The organism is Limisphaerales bacterium (genome assembly GCA_014382585.1).
In the GTDB taxonomy this organism is placed as follows: Bacteria; Verrucomicrobiota; Verrucomicrobiia; order Limisphaerales; family UBA1100; genus JACNJL01.
In genome coordinates, this window is sequence record JACNJL010000053.1 from 1 (window position 1) to 21,509 (window position 21,509).

Sequence of the window (21,509 nt, forward strand, 5' to 3'; positions counted from 1 at the left end):
TGGCGGCGGGGCGACCGCGAGGCTCAACGCGCTGAATGGGCGGTGGCGCCTGATGAGTTTTTATTGTTGTTCGCTGGTTCTGGCTGGGAACGGAAGGGTTTGTCCTTTGTGCTTTCGGCGTTGGAAAAATTGGCCGACCCACGTGTAAAACTGGTGGTGGCCGGCAAGGGACGGCCGCCTCGTGGTGTCCCGGCGGGCGTCCGGTTCGTGGGGCCCATGGCGGATTTGGAGAATGCGTATGCGGCGGCGGATTTGTTGGTGTTCCCGCCCATTTATGAGCCTTCGGCGAATGTGGTGTTTGAGGCATTGGCGGCGGGGTTGCCGGTGGTGACGAGTGCTTGCAACGGGGCGGCGGAGGTGATCGAGGAGGGGGTCAATGGCACGGTGGTGGAGGATCCCTCGGGCGTCGAGGGGCTCGTGGCGGCGATTGAGTCTTGGCGTGCGCGGCCCAATGCGCGGCCGGTGCCGGTGAAGGCGGACTTGAGTTTGGAGCGCAATGTGCGCGAGACTCTGGCGGTGTTGACGTTGGCGGCGGCGGAACGGGCAGCGGAGGCGGACGGAACGCGATGAAAATTTCTCTTTTTATTATTACCAAAAATGAGGAGGCGAATTTGCGGCGGTGTCTTATGAGTGTGGCGTTGGTGGTGGATGAGATTATTGTGGTGGATTCGGGGAGCACCGATGGCACGGAGTCGGTGGCGCGGGAGTTTGGGGCGCGGTGGGTGCATCAGGATTGGCCGGGGTTTGTGAAACAGAAAAATTTTGCGCTGAGTTTGGCGAGTCACGATTGGGTGCTCAGTCTTGATGCGGATGAGGCGTTGTCGGCGGATTTGTTTTCGGAATTGCTTTCGGTGAAGGAGGTGCGTTTTCCAGAGGGCATCACGGGTTTTAGTTTACCGCGCTGTGTGCTTTATGAGGGCAAATGGATTCGGCGCGGGGACTGGTATCCGGATCGGTTGGTGCGGCTGTTCAAAAATGGAGCGGCGAAGTTCACCGGCGGCAAGGTGCACGAGCGGTTGGAGCTGAAAGGGATGGTGCAGGAATTCGAGGGTGAATTAGAGCATCATTCCTTTCGCGATGCCGCTGATCACTGGGCGCGGTGTGAAACGTACGCTCAACTCTGGGCTGAGATGAAGCACGAGGAGGGGCAAAGGGCTCATCCGCTTGACGGGCCAATTCACGCGGCAGTGCGTTGGTTGCGCGGCTATCTGTTTCGTGGCGGGTTTTTGGATGGCGCGCAGGGTTGGCAAATCGCCCGCCTTAATGCGCGTGAGGTGAATTTGAAATATCGGTTGCTGCGGCAGATGAACATTGCCGCGCGGGATTGAGTGGCTTACAAGGCGGGCGCGTGGAAAATATCCGGAAAATTATTGGTTTTGGCTGGCCTTATGTGCGGCGGTACTGGGGGCGGCTGGCGCTGGGCATTTTATTGGGTGTGGCATTTGGTTTGTTTAATGCCACTTTTGTTTGGGGCACCAAAACGCTTTTTGAACGGCTGGAGCCGGTTGAGTCCAAGGTGGAAATTCCGCAGGCAGCTGCTGTGCCCGGGGCGTGGGAAGCAAAGCTCAATGATCTGAATGTGCGCGCGCAGGGGGTGGCGGATGGCTGGCTGCCGCGCGTTGGCGAGCCGCTCAACACGCGTCAAATCATTGGCGGACTGATGTTTCTTCCAATGTTGGTTTTGCTGCGCAGTGGGATTGGCTATGCCAGCGTGTATTGTCTGGGGTGGGTGAGCGAATATTCCGTGCGCGATATCAAGCTGGATGCCCATCAGAAATTGCAGGGGCTTTCGATGGATTATTTTCACGCGAAGCAATTGGGCGATCACACGATGTTAATCAACCGCGGCGCGGGGTCGCTGCACAAATGCCTCACCTACGGCGTGGCCGACGCGATTAAGGAGCCGTTCACGATTCTCGGTTTGGTGGTGGCGATGTTTTTGCTGGATTGGCAGCTCGCCTTGTTTGGCATTTTGTTTGCACCATTGAGTGCGATCCCAATTATTTTGGTGGGCCGCAAGCTGCGCCGCGTGGCGAAGGTGGCTTATACAAAGGGCACGGAGCAGGATAGCCTGATGGTGGAGGTGTACACTAACATGCGCACCATCAAGGCCTACGGGTTGGAACGGTTGCAGCAAAGTCGCTTTGCGGAGATTTATCAAAAGCTCGCGCGGGTGGGGATGAAATCGTTGCAGGCGCGGCATTTGCAAAATCCGGTTATTGAGTTGCTGAGTATGTTTGGCGCGGGCGTGATTATTTTGTTTGTGTTCCATACCGGAAAATCCGCGCCGCAATTGGTCGGCTTCCTCACGGGAATGATTATGCTTTATCAACCCATCAAAAAACTCGGTGGCATCAACGCGTATTACCAGGAGGCCTCGGTGGGCGTGGGGATGTTGCGGACGGCGTTTGATACTAAGCCATCGGTAGCGGAAGTGACGGAGGCGAAGGCGTTGCCGCGCTTGCGCGAGGGGCTGAAGTTTGAAGCGGTGGATTTCAGTTACGGTGATGAGCCGGTGTTGCGGGGGTTGGAGGTGGATTTGCCGAAGGGCACGAAGTTGGGTGTGGTGGGCGAAAGCGGTGCGGGCAAGAGCACGTTGGTGAGTTTGTTGCTGCGGTTTTATGATCCAACGTCCGGGCGCATCACGATTGATGGGGTTGATATTGTCGAGGGTTCATTTGAAAGTCTGCGCGGGCAGATGGCGTTGGTGAGTCAGGAGATCGTGATTTTTAATCAATCGGTGGCGGACAACATCGCGTGCGGGAAACTCGATGCCACGCGCGGGGATATCATCGCTGCAGCCAAGGCGGCGAATGCGCACGAGTTTATTGAGGGCTTGCCGCAAGGCTACGAAACTTCGTTGGGCGAACAGGGCACGCGGCTTTCGGGCGGGCAACGCCAGCGGATCGCCATTGCGCGGGCGTTTGCGCGGCAAGCGCCGATTTTGATTTTGGATGAAGCCACCGCGTCGCTGGATTCCAAAGCGGAGGCGGAAGTGCAGGGCGCGATCGATCGGCTGGAAGAGGGGCGCACGGTGGTGTGCGTGGCGCATCGGCTTTCGACTTTGCGCGGGATGGATCGCATCATCGTGCTCGATGCGGGCCGCGTGGTGGAGTCGGGCAACTTCGCGGAGTTGATGGAACGCGACGGCGCTTTTGCCACGATGGCGCGGAAGCAGGGAATTACTTCATCGGCGGGTTAAGCCTTCGGATTCTTTCAAGCGGGAATTGCTGTGGGCACACCCATTGCCTCCGGAATTCCATTGGGACCGTTGGGGATGATGGGCATTTGTTGCACGCCGAGGATGGTGTGCAGTTGGGCGTTGAGAATGGTCATGTTCGGGTAACGCTGATCCGGCGAATGGGCGAGGCAGCGGAGGATGAGCTGGCTGAGCGCGGCCGGCACGTCAGAGTTTACGCGGCAAGGGGGCTTCACGGGAAAGTTTTCATTGAGCTGATTACGGATTGCTTCATCGGGCGTGTGGCCGCCAAACGGTTTGCGGTGGGTGAGCAGTTCGTAAACGGTGGCGCCGAAGGCGTAGATATCCGCGCGCTGATCTATTTTTTCATTCTTCAACTGCTCGGGCGGCATGCACGAGGGCGTGCCGGATGAGCGGGAAAATTGCTTGGGCTTGCGGGGGATTTTTTGTGCGGTGTCAAAATCCAACAAACTCACGTGGCCATTGAGTGAAATCATCAGGTTCTCAGGTTTGATATCCAAATGCATCCAGCCGTGGTCGTGCAGGTGGTTGATGCCGTCGGCGGCTTGGATGATCACATCGGCCACGTTGTCCACGAGATGATCGTGATCGCGCAGAAGCAGTTCCTTGAGGTTTGCGCCTTGGATAAATTCCAGCACCATAAACGGCAGCCCATCGGCTTTGCCGTGGTTGATGTAGCGGACGATGTTGGGATGGGGCGCGAGCTTGCGCATCACGCTGAGGCCGGCTTTAAACAATTTGGGTGCATTGGACTGCTTGAGCACGCGTCGCCGCAGTCTGCGCACGGCGACGACGTTCTCGTATTCGTCGGTTGCGAGCCAAATTTCCGTGATTCCACCCTGATTTATGCAGTCGTGAAGCCGATATTTCCCAAATTTCTGTGCCATATTGTGATTTTGCTAACGAGTATCGTAGACGCTCTACTATATATTCGCGTTTCAACTATGTTTTCTTGCAAAAAAGTGAAATTATTTTTCCCAAAATCCGGGAAAATCCAAATTTCCCCGTAAAAGAGCGCGGAGCATACATTACGTGTCAAGCGGTACGCCCTCAATTTGCTCAAGTTGTGAATAACTCTGCCGAATAGTGAGTAACTAGGGTTCAGCGACTGATGCCAAGGTATTGTGTCATCGGAATGTTTGAAACACTTAGGAAATCTGGACGTCTACTCTACGCTGGGCGTGGGAATATTGCGTCCATTTGATGATGAACATCCAAATATCAAAGGGTTATGGAGGGTTACTCCGAAGTTTTGCGATTGGTGCGCTGGTCTCATTGGGCGTTCTGGGCTGTAAAAACGCGGGGGAACATCATGAAGCGGCCGATGCGGAGGTGTACGATATCCTCAACCTGCGGCATCAGCAGCTGTTCGGCGCGGAGAAGGAGTTTGCGGTGGAGACGCCCTATTCCAAGCGCGCGCCGGGCGAGATCCCTTCGGTGGAGATTATCCTCAACCGCTTTTCCGATGGCACCAATTTACTCACACTACCCGAAGCGTTGGAGATGGCAGTGAGCAGCAGCCGGGATTATCAACTGCAACGCGAGACGCTTTATCTCTCCGCGCTCTCGCTCACCGGCGAGCGGCATAAATTCGCGCTCAAACCTTCCAAAGCCAATCTCGACCTTAGCCGCAATCGCTCCAGCAGCAACATCAACACCACCGAATCCGACGCCACCCTGACTCTCAGCAAAGCACTGAAGACCGGTGGCACACTCACGGCCACGTTGGCCAATGACCTCACGCTTTTTTTTAATGGCGGCGGCCCCAAGATTCCGGACATCACCCTCGCGCTCACGCAGCCGTTGCTAAAGGATGCCGGCGCGAAGTTTGCCGAGGAATTGCTCACCCAATCCGAACGCAATTTGGTGTACTCCATCCGCACGTTTTCGCGTTATCAAAAAACCTTTCTCGTCGATCGGATCGCGGAGTACCTGCAGTTGCTTCAGAAAAAAGACGAGGTGCGTGTGCAATACCAGTTGTACCTGAATCGCATCCGGTTTCGGCAGGAACAGGAACTACGATTGCAGGGTGAGCTGATCAGCCAATTCGAATTGGATCAGGCGTTGCGTCAGGAATACTCCTCGAAGGTCAGCTACATTAACGCCATCGAATCGTATCAGGCGTTGCTGGATGATTTCAAAAAACAACTGAACCTGCCGCTGGGCGAAACCGTGGTGCTCGACGATTCCGAGCTGGGCAACCTCAAACAGTTCGGCCTGCGCCCTGTATCACTGAATGACAAACACGGATTCCAACTCGCGCTCACCAACCGGTTGGATATTTTGAATAACATCGACCAGTTCGAAGACAAAAAACGCAAGGTGGAAGTCGCCGCCAACGATTTGTTGCCCAGCCTTGCGGTGGTGGCGGATTACTCGTTGAAGGATCAGTTTTACAATCGCAACTCCTTTGACTTCGGCGAGTACTCCGGCAAGATCGGCCTCTCGCTGGATCTTCCGCTGGATAAACACACCGAGCGCAACGCCTACCGCAAAAGCCGCATTACCTTCGAGCAGCAACTGCGCAGCCTGATGAAAACGCTCGATGATTTGCGTGATGAGATCCGCACCAACGTCCGCACGCTTTCGCAGAATCAACAAACCTACACCATCAACCAAAAAGCGCTGATCGTCGCCATGCGCGAAGAGGAAAAGGCGCGGCTGGATATGCTGGCCGGCGAACGCGTGTCGCCCCGTGATATTCTCGAAGCCCAAACCGCCGTGGCCAAGGCGCAGAATGATGTCACCAAATCGCTCATCAACTTTCACACCCAACGCTTGAAATTGCTCAATAACACAGGCATTCTCAACACGGGTTTGAATGAATTTTGGGTGAAACCCCAGCCCGTACCGGGCGTAGTGCCGGCCGTGCCTCTGCCGCCGGGTTCGGGACAGGATGTGCCTGTACTTCCGCCCGCACAAATCTTGGGTAATTAACAACCAGCCTCCGCTCACTATGAAACACACACATCGATTTTCCGTCAGCGCCGTCGCGCTCGCCGCAGTGGCCTTGGCCGGGTGTAATTATTTTTCCGCCAAAGAGGAAATCTCCAGCGCATACGGCACGGAAAAAGTTGAGAATGATCAATTCATTGTGTCCTTTTCCGAAGGGGGCGAATTGGTGGCGGTGAATTCAGTGCAGGTGGAAAGTGAAATGGATGGGTCATCCACCATCGTCAGCATTGTGGAAGAAGGCACTTACGTCAACGGCCCGCGGCAGGTGCAAGCGGAGGCCGGCGACACTCCGGCGACATTGGCGGCACGAAACAAGGTAACCGAGTCAGATCTGGTTCGCGTTAATCCAAATCTAGAACAGGCGATCGCCAATAATGAGACGATTAATATTCCGGGCGATTTGTTGGTGGAACTGGATCCCGGTACGTTGAAGGATCGGATTCTCAGTCAGGAAATCTCGGTGCGTACCGCGAAAAATTCGGTAACCAAATCAGAGAACGATTTGGAAATCCAAAAGCTCAAGAACGAGCAGAATATTGATGACGCCAGGATCGCGCTTAATTTTGCCAGGTTGGATCTCAAGAAATTCAAAGACAGCGACGCGCAGCTCACGCGGGATGATTATGCCGGGCAACTGGCGAACCTCTCCAATCAGGTCTCCATTTCGGAGGCCAAGCTCAAATGGCTCAAGGAATTGGAGGAACGGAAATTTCTCTCCAAAATGTCTCTGCGCGAGGAGGAGCAAAAGGTGGCCGAATACCGCCACAAAATTAAGATGCTGGCGGGGGAGAGTGATGCTTATGAAAAGTTTGTGTACCCGAAATCGGAGCAGGATTATAACTCCAAAATCAAACAGGCCGAACTGGGGCTCACCACCGTGGAACAAACCGCCACCAATAATATGATCACCGCCACCGAAGAGGTGGACACCCAAAAACAGAAGCACACACTCGAAGAGGAAAAGCTCGCCGAGGTAAAAAATCAGTTAACCACGAGTCGGATTTTTGCCCCCGCCAGCGGGCTGGTGGTTTATCATGTGGGCGAGTCCTCTCGCTATGGCGGTTCTTCCGGCATCATTGAGAAAGGCACCACCCTGCGCAAGGGGCAGGACATCATTCATCTGCCAGATCTTTCGAAAATGAAAGTGGCGCTCAAGATTCACGAGAGCCGCATTAACCAGGTGAAGCCCGGCTTGCAGGTGCAAATCCGCATCGACACCATTGCCGAACGCACCTTCCGCGGTGAGATTACCTACGTGGCCCCCGTGGCCGCCGCCGCCGAGCGCTGGGGCAGTGATAAAAAAGTTTTCAAGTGCGAAGTTTCCATCGCCGATAAACTGCCTTCCTACATTCGCCCCGGAGCCTCAGCCACCTGCCGCATTTTTGTGGCCAACCTGCCTAAGGTGCGCACGGTGGATGGCAAGAAAGTCAAAACCCTGCGGGTGCCCATCCAAAGTGTCGTCACCACTGCCGAAGGCCGTCGTGTGTGTTTCAAGATGAACAAAAAAAATCAGCCCATGCCTGTGCGCGTGGAAACCGGCTATTACGATCAGACCCACATTCAAATTACCAGCGGTCTGGCTTTGGGTGAAGTCATCCTCAAAGCCCCGCTATTGCACGCCAAGGAGCTCAATGTCGGCGGTGGTCTCTTCGGCTACAAACAAATCAACGCTGAAGATTTTTTCGAAGATCTTCCCGAGACCATCCAGCCCGCCAAGCCGGTGGAGCCGGTGGGGCCGAACCCAACCGCTGCCCAAAAAGCGCCGCCCACCCAAGGAGGCCAAGGCAAGGGCCGGCCCGGCGGTAGTTCCGGGCGTTCCAGTGAACCGCCCGCCGAACTCAGCCTCACTGCCGAGCAGAAAACCCAATGGGCCGCCGCCGCGAAGAAGATGGCTGAAAAAATGACCGCCATGCGATCGAGCGGCGATTGGAGTGGGGCCGGCGCATTGCGCACGGATTTCCAGGCGGATCTCGCTAAATTTTTAAGCAAAGAACAGCTTGCCAAATATGCTGAGATGCGCGGCAATCGCTCCAGCAAGGGTGGTGGAGGTGGAGGGCGTCCCGGCGGAGGCGGTGGTGGCGGGTCATTGATGGATTTGGACACTGATACCGACGGCAATGTTTCAGAAGTGGAATACGCGAAAATGCCCGAGCGGATCCGGCAGATCATGGGTGAGTTCAGCGCGTTGGACGCCGATGGTGATGGCGGCATTAACAAGGAAGAGGCCGATGCTGCACGGCGGCGAATGATGCAGCGCTTTCAAGGCGGCGGAAGTGGCCGATAATTTCAAACATTCGAGTATGGAACCCAACTCAAACGGCAACGGTAATCGCAACGGCACCTCCATCATTCGCATCGAGGGGATGACGAAGATTTACGACCTTGGCGAGGTGAAAGTGCCGGCATTGGCGGGGGTGGACATCAACATCAAGGAAGGCAGCTACGTGGCCATCATGGGGCCTTCCGGCTCAGGCAAATCCACGATGCTCAATATTCTTGGATGCCTTGATCGACCCACTGACGGCCAATATTTTCTTGGCGAACAGGATGTGTCACTCATGAGCGACAGCGCCCTCTCCGAAGTGCGCGGCCAACGCATCGGATTTATTTTCCAATCGTACAACCTCATCCCGCAGCTGGACGTGGTGGAGAATATTCACGTGCCGCTTTTTTATCAGGGCAAACAACTCTCCGCCCATCGCGAACATTGCGAGGAATTGGCCCGGCTCGTGGGGCTCGGCGATCGGTTGGACCACCGGCCGCTGCAACTTTCCGGTGGCCAACAGCAGCGCGTGGCCGTGGCGCGGAGCTTGGTGAATGATCCGTTGATGATTCTGGCCGATGAACCCACTGGCAACCTTGATTCCAAAACCGGTCAGGAAATTCTCGAATTGCTCGACACGCTGCACGCGCAGGGCAAAACCATCGTGGTTGTCACCCACGGGCAGGACGTGGCCGACCGCGCCGATCGGGTCATTCACCTCAAGGACGGTCTTGTGGATCGTGATGTGACGAACACGCGCAACTGACATGTTTGTATTTCGCTCCATAATCCAAGGCTTCAAAAGCCTGATGCTCTATCCGCTGCGCTCAATGCTCACGATGTTGGGCATCATCTTTGGCGTGTGTTCGGTGATCGCGATGCTGGCAATTGGAGAGGGCCAAAAACAAAAAGCCGAGGAGGAAATTAAAAAACTCGGCGCCATCAACATCATCATCACCAGCCAAAAACCCATCGCGCAGGAAGTGCAGGGTCAGCGCACCGGCTTTGTGGCGGAATACGGCGTGAAGTACGACGACGCCGCGCGCATTGCCGATCTCCGCGATGCCGGCGTCATCCGCGTGTTGCCCGAGAAAATCCGGAGAGAAGATGTGGCCTTCGATCGATTTGTGAAAAAGGATCGCGCCGTTTATGGCACCACACCTTACTTCCTTGAGTTTAGCCAGGCCGAAGTGGTTATGGGCCGCTTCCTCAGCGAGGAGGATGAGATGACCAAAAACAACGTGTGCGTCATCTCCACCACGTTGGCCTCGGAATTGTTTGCGTACCAAAATCCGCTCACCAATGAAATCAAAGTGGGAAAATATTATTATCGGGTGGTGGGTCTCGTACGCACGCCGGCAGATTTGTTGCGCGATATCAAAGGGCAAAAGCAGCGCGTACTGGATGAGGCCGCGTTGCGCGAGGCTGCCGATCGGCTGAAGGAAGATTTGGCCGCGCAGCAAAAAATTATCGATCAACGCCGGGGCATGTTAAAGAACGGCACCGCCAAGGAACGGATGGTGGGCGAAGTGATCGCGCTTGAGGATTCCATCGACAACGCAGATATTTTGAAGCTCAACGAGCTGCCGCCCATCGTGTTTCAGGAACGCCTGGATAATCAGGACACCCCGGAATCCAAATGGTTTGCCGATCAATCCGGCCAGGAATTTTTTGTGACGCCCAACAACTGGGTGTACGCCTACGAAAGCGGCACGGCCAAACTCGCCGGTCACCTCGCTCACGGGCGCGTGATGCGCATGGCGATGGAGGCGGACATGGGGAATCAGGAAAGCAACCTCGGCAAGGCCAATGAATTTTATGGCGACGTGTACGTGCCCTTTCACACCTTGCGGCAGGATTATGGCGACCGCGAATTCAAGCGCCAATCCGGCGGGATTTCCGCCAAGGAAGTGCAGATTGATCGGCTGCGCGTTCAGTTTGATCATATGAGCCACGTCATCCCCGGCGCCAAAATGCTCGAGCGCACGATGCGTTACGGGCACAAGGATGTTGAAGACTTTATTATCCGCGTGCCGCTTGACGAGCTGGCCACCGCGCGCAAGATCAACCTCATCTTCACCATCGTGCTCGCGACCATCGCATCCATTTCGCTGCTCGTCGGCGGCATCGGCATTATGAATATTATGCTCGCGACCGTCACCGAACGCACCAGCGAGATTGGCGTGCGCCGCGCGTTGGGCGCGAAGAAGCTGCATATCATCCGCCAGTTCCTCGTGGAAACCAGCGTGCTCTCGGTGGCCGGCGGGTTGCTGGGCATTGCAGTCGGCTTGTCCGCGCCGCTCTTGGCGCAGTGGATCCTCGCGGAATATTACCAGTACGAACTGGCTATCCTATTCACCAACTGGTCCGTGGCGCTGGCTTTTGGAATTTCAGTGTTTATTGGAATCATTTTTGGAATTTACCCTGCCTTCCGTGCGGCAAACCTTGACCCAATCGAGGCGCTGCGCCACTCCTAATGCCGTTGACCATTCTCGGCTTTTGGAAATAGGAAAACAGAAACGAGGTAACATGGGCGGCATATTGGCTGTATGAATGATGGGCTAATTAGTTAGGAAAAATGGGAAATTCAGGTAAAGTAAAGTCAGGTTTCGTTAGGTGAAAATCTCTGCGATGGCTGCGACTTGTTGGAGCAATGACAATCAAAAAACCACATCAATTTAGTGCGACCCAAGGCGGATTCACGCTGGGAAAAATAATCGGCTTGATGGCAGTCATTGGCTTGGTGGTGGGGGGTGTCTGGGGCGGGCGGCATTTGTTGGGTCAGAAAAACGAGACCGCGCGGCAGGACACATATTGGACCGCGGAGAAAGCTGATTTTCAGGTGACGGTCAAACTCACGGGCGAATTGGAATCGACCGATGTGGTGGAAATCAAGTGTGGGCTGGAAGGCACCACCACCATCGAGTGGATTGTGGAGGAGGGCACCGAGGTAAAAGGTAATTCCCTCTACACCCTCAAACCCGGAGACACGCTGGAATCCATCGCCAAGTATCACGACAAGGACGCGCTTTCGATTCGCTTGTTAAATGAGAAACGGATGTTGGACTGGGATCTTTTGCCGGCAGACGAGGAAATTGAACTTCCCGGTGACCTCTTGGTGCAGCTCGATCCGCTGGGGCTGGAAGAACGCATCAGCAATCAGGAAATCGCCCTGCAAAATGCGGAGAACAATCTCAACCGCGCCAAAGGCAACATGGAAATTTTGAAATATTCTACCGCTCTGGCAGATAAGGTGGCGAACAATTCTTACACCAACGCCCTGCTCGATCTCGACAAAGCGCGCAACAGCACGGTGAAAAATCACGTCAAGGATTTGAAGGGGCAAATCACCAACCTCACCAACAAAGTTTCCATTTCCGAGGCCAAGCTCAAATGGCTCAAAGAGTTGGAGGCCAAGCAGTTTTTGTCGAAGATGTCCCTGCGCGAGGAGCAGCAAAAAGTCGCTGAGTTTCGCCACAACATTGAGATGGCCCAGGCGCAACTGGATGCGTACGAGAAGTACGACAAGATTTCACTGCTGAGCATCCGCGGGCTGGCCGTGGCCGAGGCCAAGGTGAACATCGAACGTACCAAGGTCAAAAACATCGCCGACTTACGCGATGCCAATTCCACCGTGTTTACCATGGTCAAAACCCTCGCCTTTCAGCACAAGAAACTTGAAGACCTCAACGAGCAAATGGCCAACACCAGAATCTATGCACCCTCCGGCGGGCAAGTTGTTTACTTTGCCGAGAGCTACAAGGAATTCGGCCCCATTATGAATGGCGCGCGCGTGCATCGTGGTCGCAATTTACTGAAGCTGCCCAAGACCCGCTCCCTGAAAATCACGCTCGACGTGCCCCAAGCCAAGCGCCGCCAACTACGCCGCGGCATGAAAGCCTGGGTAGAAATCGAGGGCGTCACAATCCCCGGCGTCCTCTCGGTGCTCGGAGCCACGGTGGATACCAACAAACGCCGCCACAGCGAGACGATTGTTTTCAACGGCGAAATCACCTTCGACAGCAGCCTGCTCCCCAGCACCGCTTCCGAAGGGATGAGCGCGCGTGTGGAAATTGAGGTCATCAACCTCATCGGTGAAAACCAGCGCGTCAAAGTTCCCAACCAATGCGTCACCACCCGCGTCCGCAACGGCCTAGCCGAGCAGGGCTGTTGGGTGCTCAATCTCACCACCCAAAAACCTGAATGGCGGCCGGTCACCATCGAGTATCATGATGAACAATTCATCGCCATCAAGGACGAGCCGGGCACTGGGCGCGGATTGCAGCCCGGTGAACGGGTTCACCTTTCACCCTTGTCCGAGGCAGAAAACCTGAACCTTGAGGAAGGCGTAGGCAACAAGAGCTCCCCTCAACCCACCGCTGCCCAAACCCCTGCCGGCAATTAGCCGAAGCCTTCGAGGATCGTTGTGCACGGACTCATCCGCATCATCGCCGTCGGCTTCAAAAGCCTGAAACTCCATTTGTTGCGCAGTGCCCTGACCATGCTCGGCATGATTATCGGCGTGTGGGCCGTCATCACCCTCGTCGCCATCGGCGAAGGCGCCAGCCACGACGCGCAGGAAGCCATCAAGGCGCTCGGCGCGAAAAACGTCATCATCCGAAGCGTCAAGCCATTATCCGACAAGATTCAAATTCAGGGCCGGGAACACGAATGGGTGGCCACTTACGGCCTCAATAACGCCGATGCCGCGCGTATTCGCGACACTGTACCCGGCGTGCAACGCGTGCTGCCCATTCTCACTCAGCGCAAAAATGCCATGCACGGTATGCGCAGCCACGACTGCCAACTCATTGGCACCTTCCCCGACTATCCCGCTTTCACCCAGGCCCGCATAAAGGCCGGGCGCTTTTTGAGTGAATTTGAGGAATTAAATCGCATCTCCTCCTGCGTCATCACGTTGGAATTGGCGGAAAAATTATTTGTCGGCCAAAACCCGCTCATGCAAAAAATTGTCATGCGCGGTTTTGAATCCGCGCAAGTATTTCAAGTGGTCGGCATATTACAGGAACGCACTGACAGCGTGAAGCGCACGCAAACCAAGGACGCCTCCGGCCGCACCACCGCTTCCAACGTGTACATTCCCCTCTCCACGTTTAAAGCACTGTACACCACCAAGAACATCGACCGCAGCCCCGGCATGCTCAAGGTCGAGCGGGTGGAGCTTACAGAAATTCGCGTAGAATTTGCCTCGGAGGCGCAGGTCATCTCCAGCTTGCCGCGCCTGCGCGATGCGCTCGATACCACCCGCAAAGGCATCGTCGATTATGAAATCCAAGTTCCCATTGACGAGCTCAATACCCTCAAAGTACAGAAGGCGCGCGACACCCGCATGCTCATGTACATCGCCTGCATCTCGCTGCTCGTCGGCGGCATTGGCATCATGAACATCATGCTCGCCACCGTCACCGAGCGCACCCAGGAAATCGGCGTCCGCCGCGCGTTGGGCGCCACGCGCGGCGATATCACCGTGCAGTTCCTCACCGAAACCCTCATGCTGTGCCTCATCGGCGGCGGCATCGGCGTGCTCGGTGGGTGTGGATTTGCAGCCTTCCGCCATCACATTCTCGAATCCACCACTCTCGTCACGGACTGGTCAGTCCTGCTCGCCTTCGGTCTCTCGGTATTGGTCGGGCTGATCTTTGGGATGTACCCCGCCCGTCGAGCCGCTTTGTTGGACCCCATCGAGGCGCTGCGCCATTCATAGTTGAAGTCATTGGAGTAATTGAATCTTCGCGCGGGGTGTGCGTCGAACTTCTCCTTGGAAAAAGTGAAATGAAATTTTTATTGTGCAAATCGGTTTGCGGCTTAGCCTTGGCAGCATTGTTATTTGGTGGCTGTGAGGCGGCCAAGTACCGCGATGCGGCGGATGCCGAGGTGTACGATATTTTGAAGCAACGCGCCACCGACGTGCTGGGTGCAGAACAGGATTATGACATCCGCACTGCTTGGAGTGGGCGCGCGCCGGATGCGATTCCGCCCGCGGAAATTATTACCGAACGCTTCAACGATAACGCCCGCGTGCTCACCCTCGAAGCTGCGCTGGGCATGGCGGTGACGAACAACCGCGCGTATCAATTGCAGAAAGAATCACTGTATCTTGCCGCGCTGTCGCTCACGGGCACACGGCACAAATTTGTGTGGCAGCCCACCAAAAGCACGGCGGATCTCGGCATCGTTCGCGAGGCGGATCACGGGCTCAAAGGGGATTCAGATCTCGATCTCACATTCAGCAAACTATTCAAAACCGGCGGAACGCTCACCGCCACTTTGGCAAATGATCTCGTGCTGTACTTTAACGGCAAACCGAAAGTGCCGGACATCACGCTCAAACTCACCCAACCGCTGCTGCGCGGCGCGGGGCGGGCCATCGCCGAGGAGGTGCTCACGCAGGCGGAGCGTGACGTGGTGTATGAGGTTCGCAATTTCAGCCAATACCAAAAGACCTTTGCCATCGAGACGGTGTCCGAGTACTTCCGCATTCTGCAAAAAAAGGATTCGGTGCGGAATAGTTACAGTAACTATCAAAACCTGCAGGCCTCGCGTGCGCGCGCGGAGGCGATGGTGGAGGCGCAGCGGTTACCGAAGTTTCAGGTGGATCAGGCACGGCAAATGGAATTTTCTTCGCGCGTAAAATATTTAGCCACCGTGGAGAGCTATCGCGCCGCGCTGGATAGCTTCAAGCAACGGCTCGGCCTGCCTTTGGGAGAGGATCTTAAGCTGGATGACCTCGCCCTGCGCGAGCTGGTGCAGGAGGGCCTCACGCCGTTGGAGCTTAATGCGCGCAATGGCTACCTCATTGCCGTTACCAATCGGCTGGATATGCTCAACCAAATTGACAAATACGAGGATTCCCAGCGCAAAGTGCGCGTGGCGGCGGACAACCTGCAGCCGAGCCTCAATCTGGTGGTGGATGCTAAATTGACTGACCAATTTTACAGCTCCTTTTCGCCGGAAGATTTCTCTGCCAACGCCGGTTTGCAACTGGGTTTGCCGCTGGATCAATTAACCGAGCGCAACGCGTACCGCACCAGCCTGATTAGTTTCGAAAAACAACTGCGTACGCTGGCCACCGAACTGGATGGCTTACGAGAGGAAATCCGGCAGGGTACACGGCAACTGGCGCAGGAACGCGAAAATTATTTCATCCAGCAAAACGCCCTGGCCCTCGCCCAGCAGCGCGTAAATGTGATGCCGCTACTGCTCGATGCCAACCAGGCAGACATCCGCGACCAACTCGAAGCGCAGGCCGACCTCGTCAGCGCACAGAACGCCGTCACCGGCGCAATGGTCAATTACCACGTGGCTCGGTGGAATTTATTGAAGAATTTGGGCATAATGCGCGTCGGAACTGGACAATTTTGGCTTAAAAACCAACCACTTCCCGGTGTGTCCGCGGCAATTAACACCGGAGCCGCGGCACAGTTGCCCAGCGTGGTGACGCCGAAAGAGGTATTTGGGGAGTAATCATTTAACATGGCGAAAGCGAAGGCATTTATTAAAAAGTATCCGGCGTGGACGACGGTGATCATCGTGCTGCTTGCCGGTGTATTCATGGGTGCCAAATGGCTGGAGCCCGCAGTTGATCCAACTGCCACGATGCAGTTTGCCACCGTCCAGCGCGGCAACCTGCGCGTGACGGTGTCCGAAGGTGGCGCGCTCGATTCCACCCGCAAGCTCAACCTCCGCTGCGAACTCGACGGCGGCGGCACCATCGTGGAGCTGGTGAACGAAGGCACTTACGTCAAAGGCCCCCATACCCATCAGGCGGAAGAAGGCGACACGCTGCAAAGCCTCACCGAAAAATACCTTACTCTTGCCCAAACCCCCAGCAACACCGATCACCCCACCAAGCTGCAAATTAAAGCGCTCGAGCAATCCATCCAGAGGCTTAACCCCGATGTGGATTGGGAAAACCCGACCCTCGGCGAAACGCTGCATTTACCCGGCGACCTGCTGGTAAAGTTTGAAGACGGAGTTTTGCGGGAGCGAATTTTTGGGCAGGTCAAAGCCGTGGAGGACGCCGAGCGGGATTTGGCCAATTCGGAAAAAGATTTGGCGCTGCGCAAAATTGAAACCGCCGAGGCGGATCGGCAGGCGGAACTCGACGTGGAATTTGCCGAGCAAGATTTGGCAAAATATATCGAGGGCACCGCGCCGCTCGCCAGACTGGCATTGAAGGGCGACATCGATATTGCTGAAGAGGAAATCAAGCGTGCCGAAGACCGCCTCGTCAGCACCAAGAAACTCCGCGCCAAAGGCTATGCCACCGATCTCGAAGTGCAGGCTGATGAGCTGACCATCCAAAAGCAAAACAACCTCATTACCAAGTACAAGAAACAAATGGATTTGCTGGAGCGGTTTGATATCCCGCAAATGACCAAGCGCCACCAATCCAAACTCTCCCAAGTGCGCGTGAGCGAACAGCGCATGATTGAGAAATCCAAAGCCATCGTCGAAAACCAAACCGAAGTGGTCGCCCGCCGAAAAGCCGGGCTGCAAGCCCAGCGTGACAAACTGGACATGTACCGTGACCAACTCACCAAGACCGAGCTGCGTGCGCCGCAGGACGGCCTTGTAATTTTTGCGCGCAGTTCCTCGCGATACAATGAATCCTACATCAAACTTGGCGCGGATATTCGCAAAGGCTACAACGTCATCGATTTACCGGACGTCAGCGAGCTGATGGCCGTAGTGCAGGTGCACGAATCATACGTGCGCCACCTTCGCACCGGTCTCCAGGCGGTGGTGAAAATTGATTCACTTCCGGAACAGGAATTTACCGGCGTCGTCCGCAAGGTGGCCCCCACGCCGGATCAGCGTCGCAGCTATTATGAGAATATATCTGTGTACGATACGCACGTGTGGATCGTGGACAAGGAAGGCCGATTGCCGTCGGATCTGAAGCCGGGCGTTTCCGCGCGCGCCGAAATCGTCATTGCCGAGCTGGAAAGTGTACTTAAAATTCCCGTGCAATGTGTCACCACAAAAGGTGGCAAAAAAGTGGTGCAGGTGAAACGCGGCGAGACGGTTGAAATTGTTCCTGTAGAAACCGGTCAGTTCAGCGACCGCTTCATTGAGATTCGCAGTGGCCTTATAGTGGGCGATCAAGTTTCGTTGTCGCCACAGATTGCAGAGCCCACCAAAGGTAAAGCGCAAGCGGCGGTTGGGCAGTAACCGCGCCCAATGCGTATGAACCTTTCCCTCATTCGTGTCATCCATCTTGGCATCAAAAGTTTGATGCTGCACAAAATGCGTTCGCTGCTCACGATGTTGGGCATAATTTTCGGCGTGTGTTCGGTGATCGCCATGCTCGCCATCGGTGAGGGCGCCAGCTATGAGGCGCAGGAAGCCATTCGCGCGCTCGGCAGTCGCAACATCATCATCCGCAGCGTGCCGCCACCCAAAGGGCAAAGCACCGCCGACGCTGTGCAAACTTACACCGCCAACTACGGCCTCAAGTTAGCGGACATCAAGCTTCTGGAAGAAACGCTTCACCCGCGTATCACCGCTACGCTTGCCAAACGCCGTTACCGGATGAGCGTTCGCGTCGGGCGCGTGGAATTGCCCGGCACCGTTTGGGGCACGCAACCCAATCACCTGCGTATGAGCCAAATGGAATTGCTCGCGGGTCGCTTCCTGCTACCTTCCGATGACCGCGCCAACGTGTGCGTGATCACTGATTCGATGGCGGCAAAACTATTCCCCATTTCCGATCCGCTCAATGGAGAAATCAAATTCAACAATCGGCAGGTGTTTCGAGTGGTTGGCGTGGTGCGCGAAACCGCCGCGGCCAGCGCCCGCGCCCCGGGGCAGGACTCCGCCGGTCAGGCGCTGGACGCCAACCTTTACATCCCGCTCGCTGCCGCCCACGCACGGCTGGGCGTGCTGTTCACCGAGCAATCTTCGGGCAGCCGGGTTCGCGAACGTGTGGAGTTGCACGAATTAGTCGTTGAACTGGCCTACGAAGATAAAGTCGAAGCCACCGTGCCGGCCATCCGCGCCGCGTTGAAGACGTCGCACAAAAAGATGGATTACGAAATCATCGTGCCCCTTGAGCTTCTGCGGCAGGCGGAAGCCACCAAACGCATTTTCAACATCGTGCTTGGCTCCATCGCTGGCATCAGCCTCATTGTCGGCGGCATCGGGATTATGAACATCATGTTGGCCACCGTCACTGAACGCACGCGCGAGATCGGGATTCGGCGCGCCCTCGGCGCGCAGAAGGGCCAAATCATCACGCAGTTTTTAGTGGAGACAGTCGTCCTTTCAATCGCCGGTGGTTTGGTTGGCGTGGTGCTCGGTGTGGCGCTGCCATTTGCAGTGGAGCATTTCGCCGAGATGAAAACCATTGTCACCCTCCCTGCCGTTCTGCTGGCCTTCGGTATTTCTGCGGTAGTCGGCGTAATCTTTGGCGTCTACCCCGCCCGGCGGGCCGCAGAGCTCGATCCCATCGAGGCGTTACGCCATACTTAAGGTTGCTCACCCAATTGTGGCACGTCAATTGCTTTAGCTGTGTCATTGAAAACAGAGATGAAAATCACTGGTTTTCTTGAGTTTGGCGACTGAGTCGGGTGCGATTTTACGCAAAATGCGTAGGATTCACGCAACTCGAATCGCCACGGTAAATGCAAATTCAATGAACATTGTTTTAAAAGGATCATTAAAATGAAGAAAACCACCCCCATCAAAGGATTTACACTCATCGAGCTTCTGGTTGTGATCGCCATCATTGGTATTCTCGCCAGTATGTTATTGCCTGTCTTGGCCAAGGCTAAGCAGAAAGCGAATGACGTGAAAGCGATGTCCAACCTCAAACAGGTGGCTCTCGCCATGCAACAATATATTGGAGATAATGACGAAACGTTTCCCAAGGTATACGGCGGCAACGGAAATGCCGGTAAGCCGATGTGGTTAAATTATCGTTACCCCAAGGAAAGCCAAATCCTTCAATACCTTGGCAGTCAGGACGTGGGCGAGCTGGAGAAAATGTTCGTGCACCCCAAGGACAAATTCTACAAGCGCCGCGGATATAAATACAGCTACTCGATGAACGCGCGGCTGAATGACCGTCCGGCGGTGTTCAACAGCGCGCAAAATATGGCCGTACTGTTAGAGGAAGCTTGCCAGCACGATCCTGCAGATCGCGTGAACGCCACCGATGGCTCACAAAATAGCAGCGGTTATCGCTGGAGTTGGACGGCCGATGCGATTGTTGCCAAAACCGGCCAATATAACGCGGGCCAAAGCTGCCGAGAGGTTCCCATTAACGATCCCTACATGCTCGCTACATGGAATAGTCGTCTCCAGCTTTGCGATCCCGATACGGTGACGTTTCGCCACATGGATGATTTCCATTTGTTGCGCGAAGATTTGAAAGCCGGTCGGCTGGATAAAGCCCGAATCCTTGAGGTTTGCAACACGCCAAGTGCGCATGTGATTTTTGCGGATTACCATGTGGGCCGCGCCTCCCGTACCGAGGCCAAAAACCCTGGCTACATGGAGCCGGAATTAAACACCGCCGATTTGCCCAACATCGGATACGAGAAGTCGCGCTAAATTTCAGCATCCTGTCCACGGCGGTCTCGCAATGCGGGGCCGCCGTTTTTCGTATGCGTTCACATTATAGAGGCAAAAAAAACGCCCGCACTGCGGGCGTTTGAATCTTCCCATTTGACCTTATGGTTTATTATTTAGGAAATCCGTCTCGGATGGATTTGATTTGGTTTTCGGCATTGGCTTTATCTGCAGCGCTCACCGAGCGATCCAATTCAGACAATGCCGCCATCAAATCTGCGGCACTTTTCAACCCCTCGTCCTCCGACGCCAGCGTCAGCCAAATCAAGGCCATCAGGTTATCCTGTTTTACGTCCTCGGTGCCCTGATAATAGGTCATGCCTAAATTCATCATTTCGTTGTGGTTGCCTTTGCGGGCGGCTTGCTCGGATTGTGCGAGTGTGTCGGCTGCGCTCGGCGAATCTTCAACTTCCGTGCTGTCGCCACCACAACCAGTCCAAAGTGCCGCACTCAGGCATGCTGCACCGAATATGTGTAAGGGATGTTTCATACTTCGCTCATTATCCCCAAACCCCCGCGGCTGACAAGAAAAAGTGAAACGTTTGTGTCAGTTTTTGACTTTCATTGGCATTGACCCACCCCGCCCCATTGCCTAGCATCGCCGCTTCACGTTATGAGATTTGGCATTAACTCCTTTTTATTCACTTCGCCGTTTACGACGAAATCCACCAGCCTCTTTCCCAAGTTTGTGAAATGGGGATTCGACACCATCGAAATCCCCATCGAGGCGCCCGAACACATCGACTCGGTGAAGGTTCGCAAGGCTCTCGACAAACACGGGCTCGCGTGCGGCTCGGTCTGCGCGTGTATGGGACCGGGGCGCGACTTTCGCGGCAGCGCGAAGGACCAGCGCGAGGCGATGAAGTATTGCAAGGCGCTCATCGACCATATGGTCAACCTCGGTTGTCCGTCGCTCATTGGCCCCGTATACAGCGTCGTCGGCAAGGCCGATGCGGTGGAGCCGAAGGAACAAAAACGCGAGTTCGCACTCGTGGTCAAAAACCTCAAAGTGCTTTGCGCTTACGCTGAGAAAAAGGGCGTGCAGATTTGTGTCGAGCCACTCAACCGTTTTGAGACCGATTTTCTCAACACTTGCGACAAAGGCCTGCGCCTCATCAAGGCCGTCAACAGCCCCGTGCTCAAGCTGCACCTCGACACGTTTCATATGAACATCGAGGAGAAAAACCAAGCCGCCGCCATTCGCAAAGCCGGCAAATTGCTCGGCCACTTTCACGCGTGCGGCAGCGACCGCGGCACCCCCGGCAACGATCACATCGATTGGCCGCCCATCGTCAAGGCGCTCAAATCTATCCGCTACAATGGCGATGTCGTCATCGAGAGCTTCACCACCGATGTGAAAGTCATCGCCCGTGCCGCGGCCATCTGGCGCCGCATGGAACCCACCCGCGAAGAAATCGCCGTCAAAGGCCTCAAGTTTTTGAAGAAAGCATTCAAGTAAACCATCCAATTCAACAA

At 55.4% G+C, this 21,509-nt stretch carries 16 protein-coding genes; 14 read left to right on the top strand and 2 right to left on the bottom strand.

The window, feature by feature from the left end; genetic code table 11:
* The 3 genes from H8E27_11860 to H8E27_11870 all read left to right on the top strand — a co-directional run.
* The coding region (locus H8E27_11860) for a glycosyltransferase family 4 protein (protein MBC8326308.1) at positions 1–570 on the top strand (570 nt) is incomplete at its 5' end.
* A complete protein-coding gene (locus H8E27_11865; protein MBC8326309.1) occupies positions 567–1,328 on the top strand; it encodes a glycosyltransferase family 2 protein in 762 nt (253 codons plus the stop codon). The genes H8E27_11860 and H8E27_11865, both read left to right, overlap by 4 nt.
* Positions 1,325–3,202 (top strand): ABC transporter ATP-binding protein, encoded by a 1,878-nt coding sequence (locus H8E27_11870; protein ID MBC8326310.1) that lies wholly within the window; start codon positions 1,325–1,327, stop codon positions 3,200–3,202. Before H8E27_11865 ends, H8E27_11870 begins: the two co-directional genes overlap by 4 nt.
* A gap of 14 nt (positions 3,203–3,216) precedes the next feature.
* On the opposite strand, the gene H8E27_11875 is transcribed toward H8E27_11870, so the two are convergent.
* A complete protein-coding gene (locus H8E27_11875; GenBank protein MBC8326311.1) occupies positions 3,217–4,107 on the bottom strand; it encodes a serine/threonine protein kinase in 891 nt (296 codons plus the stop codon).
* Positions 4,108–4,423: 316 nt separating this feature from the next.
* Between H8E27_11875 and H8E27_11880 the strand changes: the two genes are divergently transcribed.
* The 10 genes from H8E27_11880 to H8E27_11925 all read left to right on the top strand — a co-directional run bounded on the left by H8E27_11880 (position 4,424) and on the right by H8E27_11925 (position 20,015).
* Positions 4,424–6,157 carry a TolC family protein gene (locus H8E27_11880; protein ID MBC8326312.1) on the top strand — a complete coding sequence of 578 codons (1,734 nt, stop codon included), beginning with the start codon at positions 4,424–4,426 and terminating at the stop codon, positions 6,155–6,157.
* A gap of 19 nt (positions 6,158–6,176) precedes the next feature.
* The gene (locus H8E27_11885) at positions 6,177–8,459 is read left to right on the top strand and encodes an efflux RND transporter periplasmic adaptor subunit (protein ID MBC8326313.1); all 2,283 of its coding nucleotides are present in this window, start codon (positions 6,177–6,179) and stop codon (positions 8,457–8,459) included.
* A 16-nt stretch (positions 8,460–8,475) separates the two neighbouring features.
* On the top strand, positions 8,476–9,204 hold the full coding sequence (locus H8E27_11890) for an ABC transporter ATP-binding protein (protein ID MBC8326314.1): 729 nt from the start codon (positions 8,476–8,478) through the stop codon (positions 9,202–9,204).
* Position 9,205: 1 nt separating this feature from the next.
* Entirely contained in the window at positions 9,206–10,915 is a 1,710-nt protein-coding gene (locus H8E27_11895; GenBank protein MBC8326315.1) for an ABC transporter permease, read from the top strand.
* Between the two features lie 176 nt (positions 10,916–11,091).
* A complete protein-coding gene (locus H8E27_11900; protein MBC8326316.1) occupies positions 11,092–12,843 on the top strand; it encodes an HlyD family efflux transporter periplasmic adaptor subunit in 1,752 nt (583 codons plus the stop codon).
* 96 nt (positions 12,844–12,939) lie between these two features.
* Entirely contained in the window at positions 12,940–14,163 is a 1,224-nt protein-coding gene (locus H8E27_11905; protein ID MBC8326317.1) for an ABC transporter permease, read from the top strand.
* 68 nt (positions 14,164–14,231) lie between these two features.
* Entirely contained in the window at positions 14,232–15,923 is a 1,692-nt protein-coding gene (locus H8E27_11910) for a TolC family protein (protein MBC8326318.1), read from the top strand.
* Positions 15,924–15,932: 9 nt separating this feature from the next.
* A complete protein-coding gene (locus H8E27_11915) occupies positions 15,933–17,633 on the top strand; it encodes an HlyD family efflux transporter periplasmic adaptor subunit (GenBank protein ID MBC8326319.1) in 1,701 nt (566 codons plus the stop codon).
* A 93-nt stretch (positions 17,634–17,726) separates the two neighbouring features.
* On the top strand, positions 17,727–18,932 hold the full coding sequence (locus H8E27_11920) for an ABC transporter permease (protein ID MBC8326320.1): 1,206 nt from the start codon (positions 17,727–17,729) through the stop codon (positions 18,930–18,932).
* Between the two features lie 192 nt (positions 18,933–19,124).
* Positions 19,125–20,015 carry a type II secretion system protein gene (locus H8E27_11925; GenBank protein MBC8326321.1) on the top strand — a complete coding sequence of 297 codons (891 nt, stop codon included), beginning with the start codon at positions 19,125–19,127 and terminating at the stop codon, positions 20,013–20,015.
* 130 nt (positions 20,016–20,145) lie between these two features.
* On the opposite strand, the gene H8E27_11930 is transcribed toward H8E27_11925, so the two are convergent.
* Positions 20,146–20,523 (bottom strand): hypothetical protein, encoded by a 378-nt coding sequence (locus tag H8E27_11930; protein MBC8326322.1) that lies wholly within the window; start codon positions 20,521–20,523, stop codon positions 20,146–20,148.
* Between the two features lie 123 nt (positions 20,524–20,646).
* Between H8E27_11930 and H8E27_11935 the strand changes: the two genes are divergently transcribed.
* The gene (locus tag H8E27_11935; GenBank protein ID MBC8326323.1) at positions 20,647–21,492 is read left to right on the top strand and encodes a sugar phosphate isomerase/epimerase; all 846 of its coding nucleotides are present in this window, start codon (positions 20,647–20,649) and stop codon (positions 21,490–21,492) included.
* The last annotated feature ends 17 nt before the right edge of the window (positions 21,493–21,509 follow it).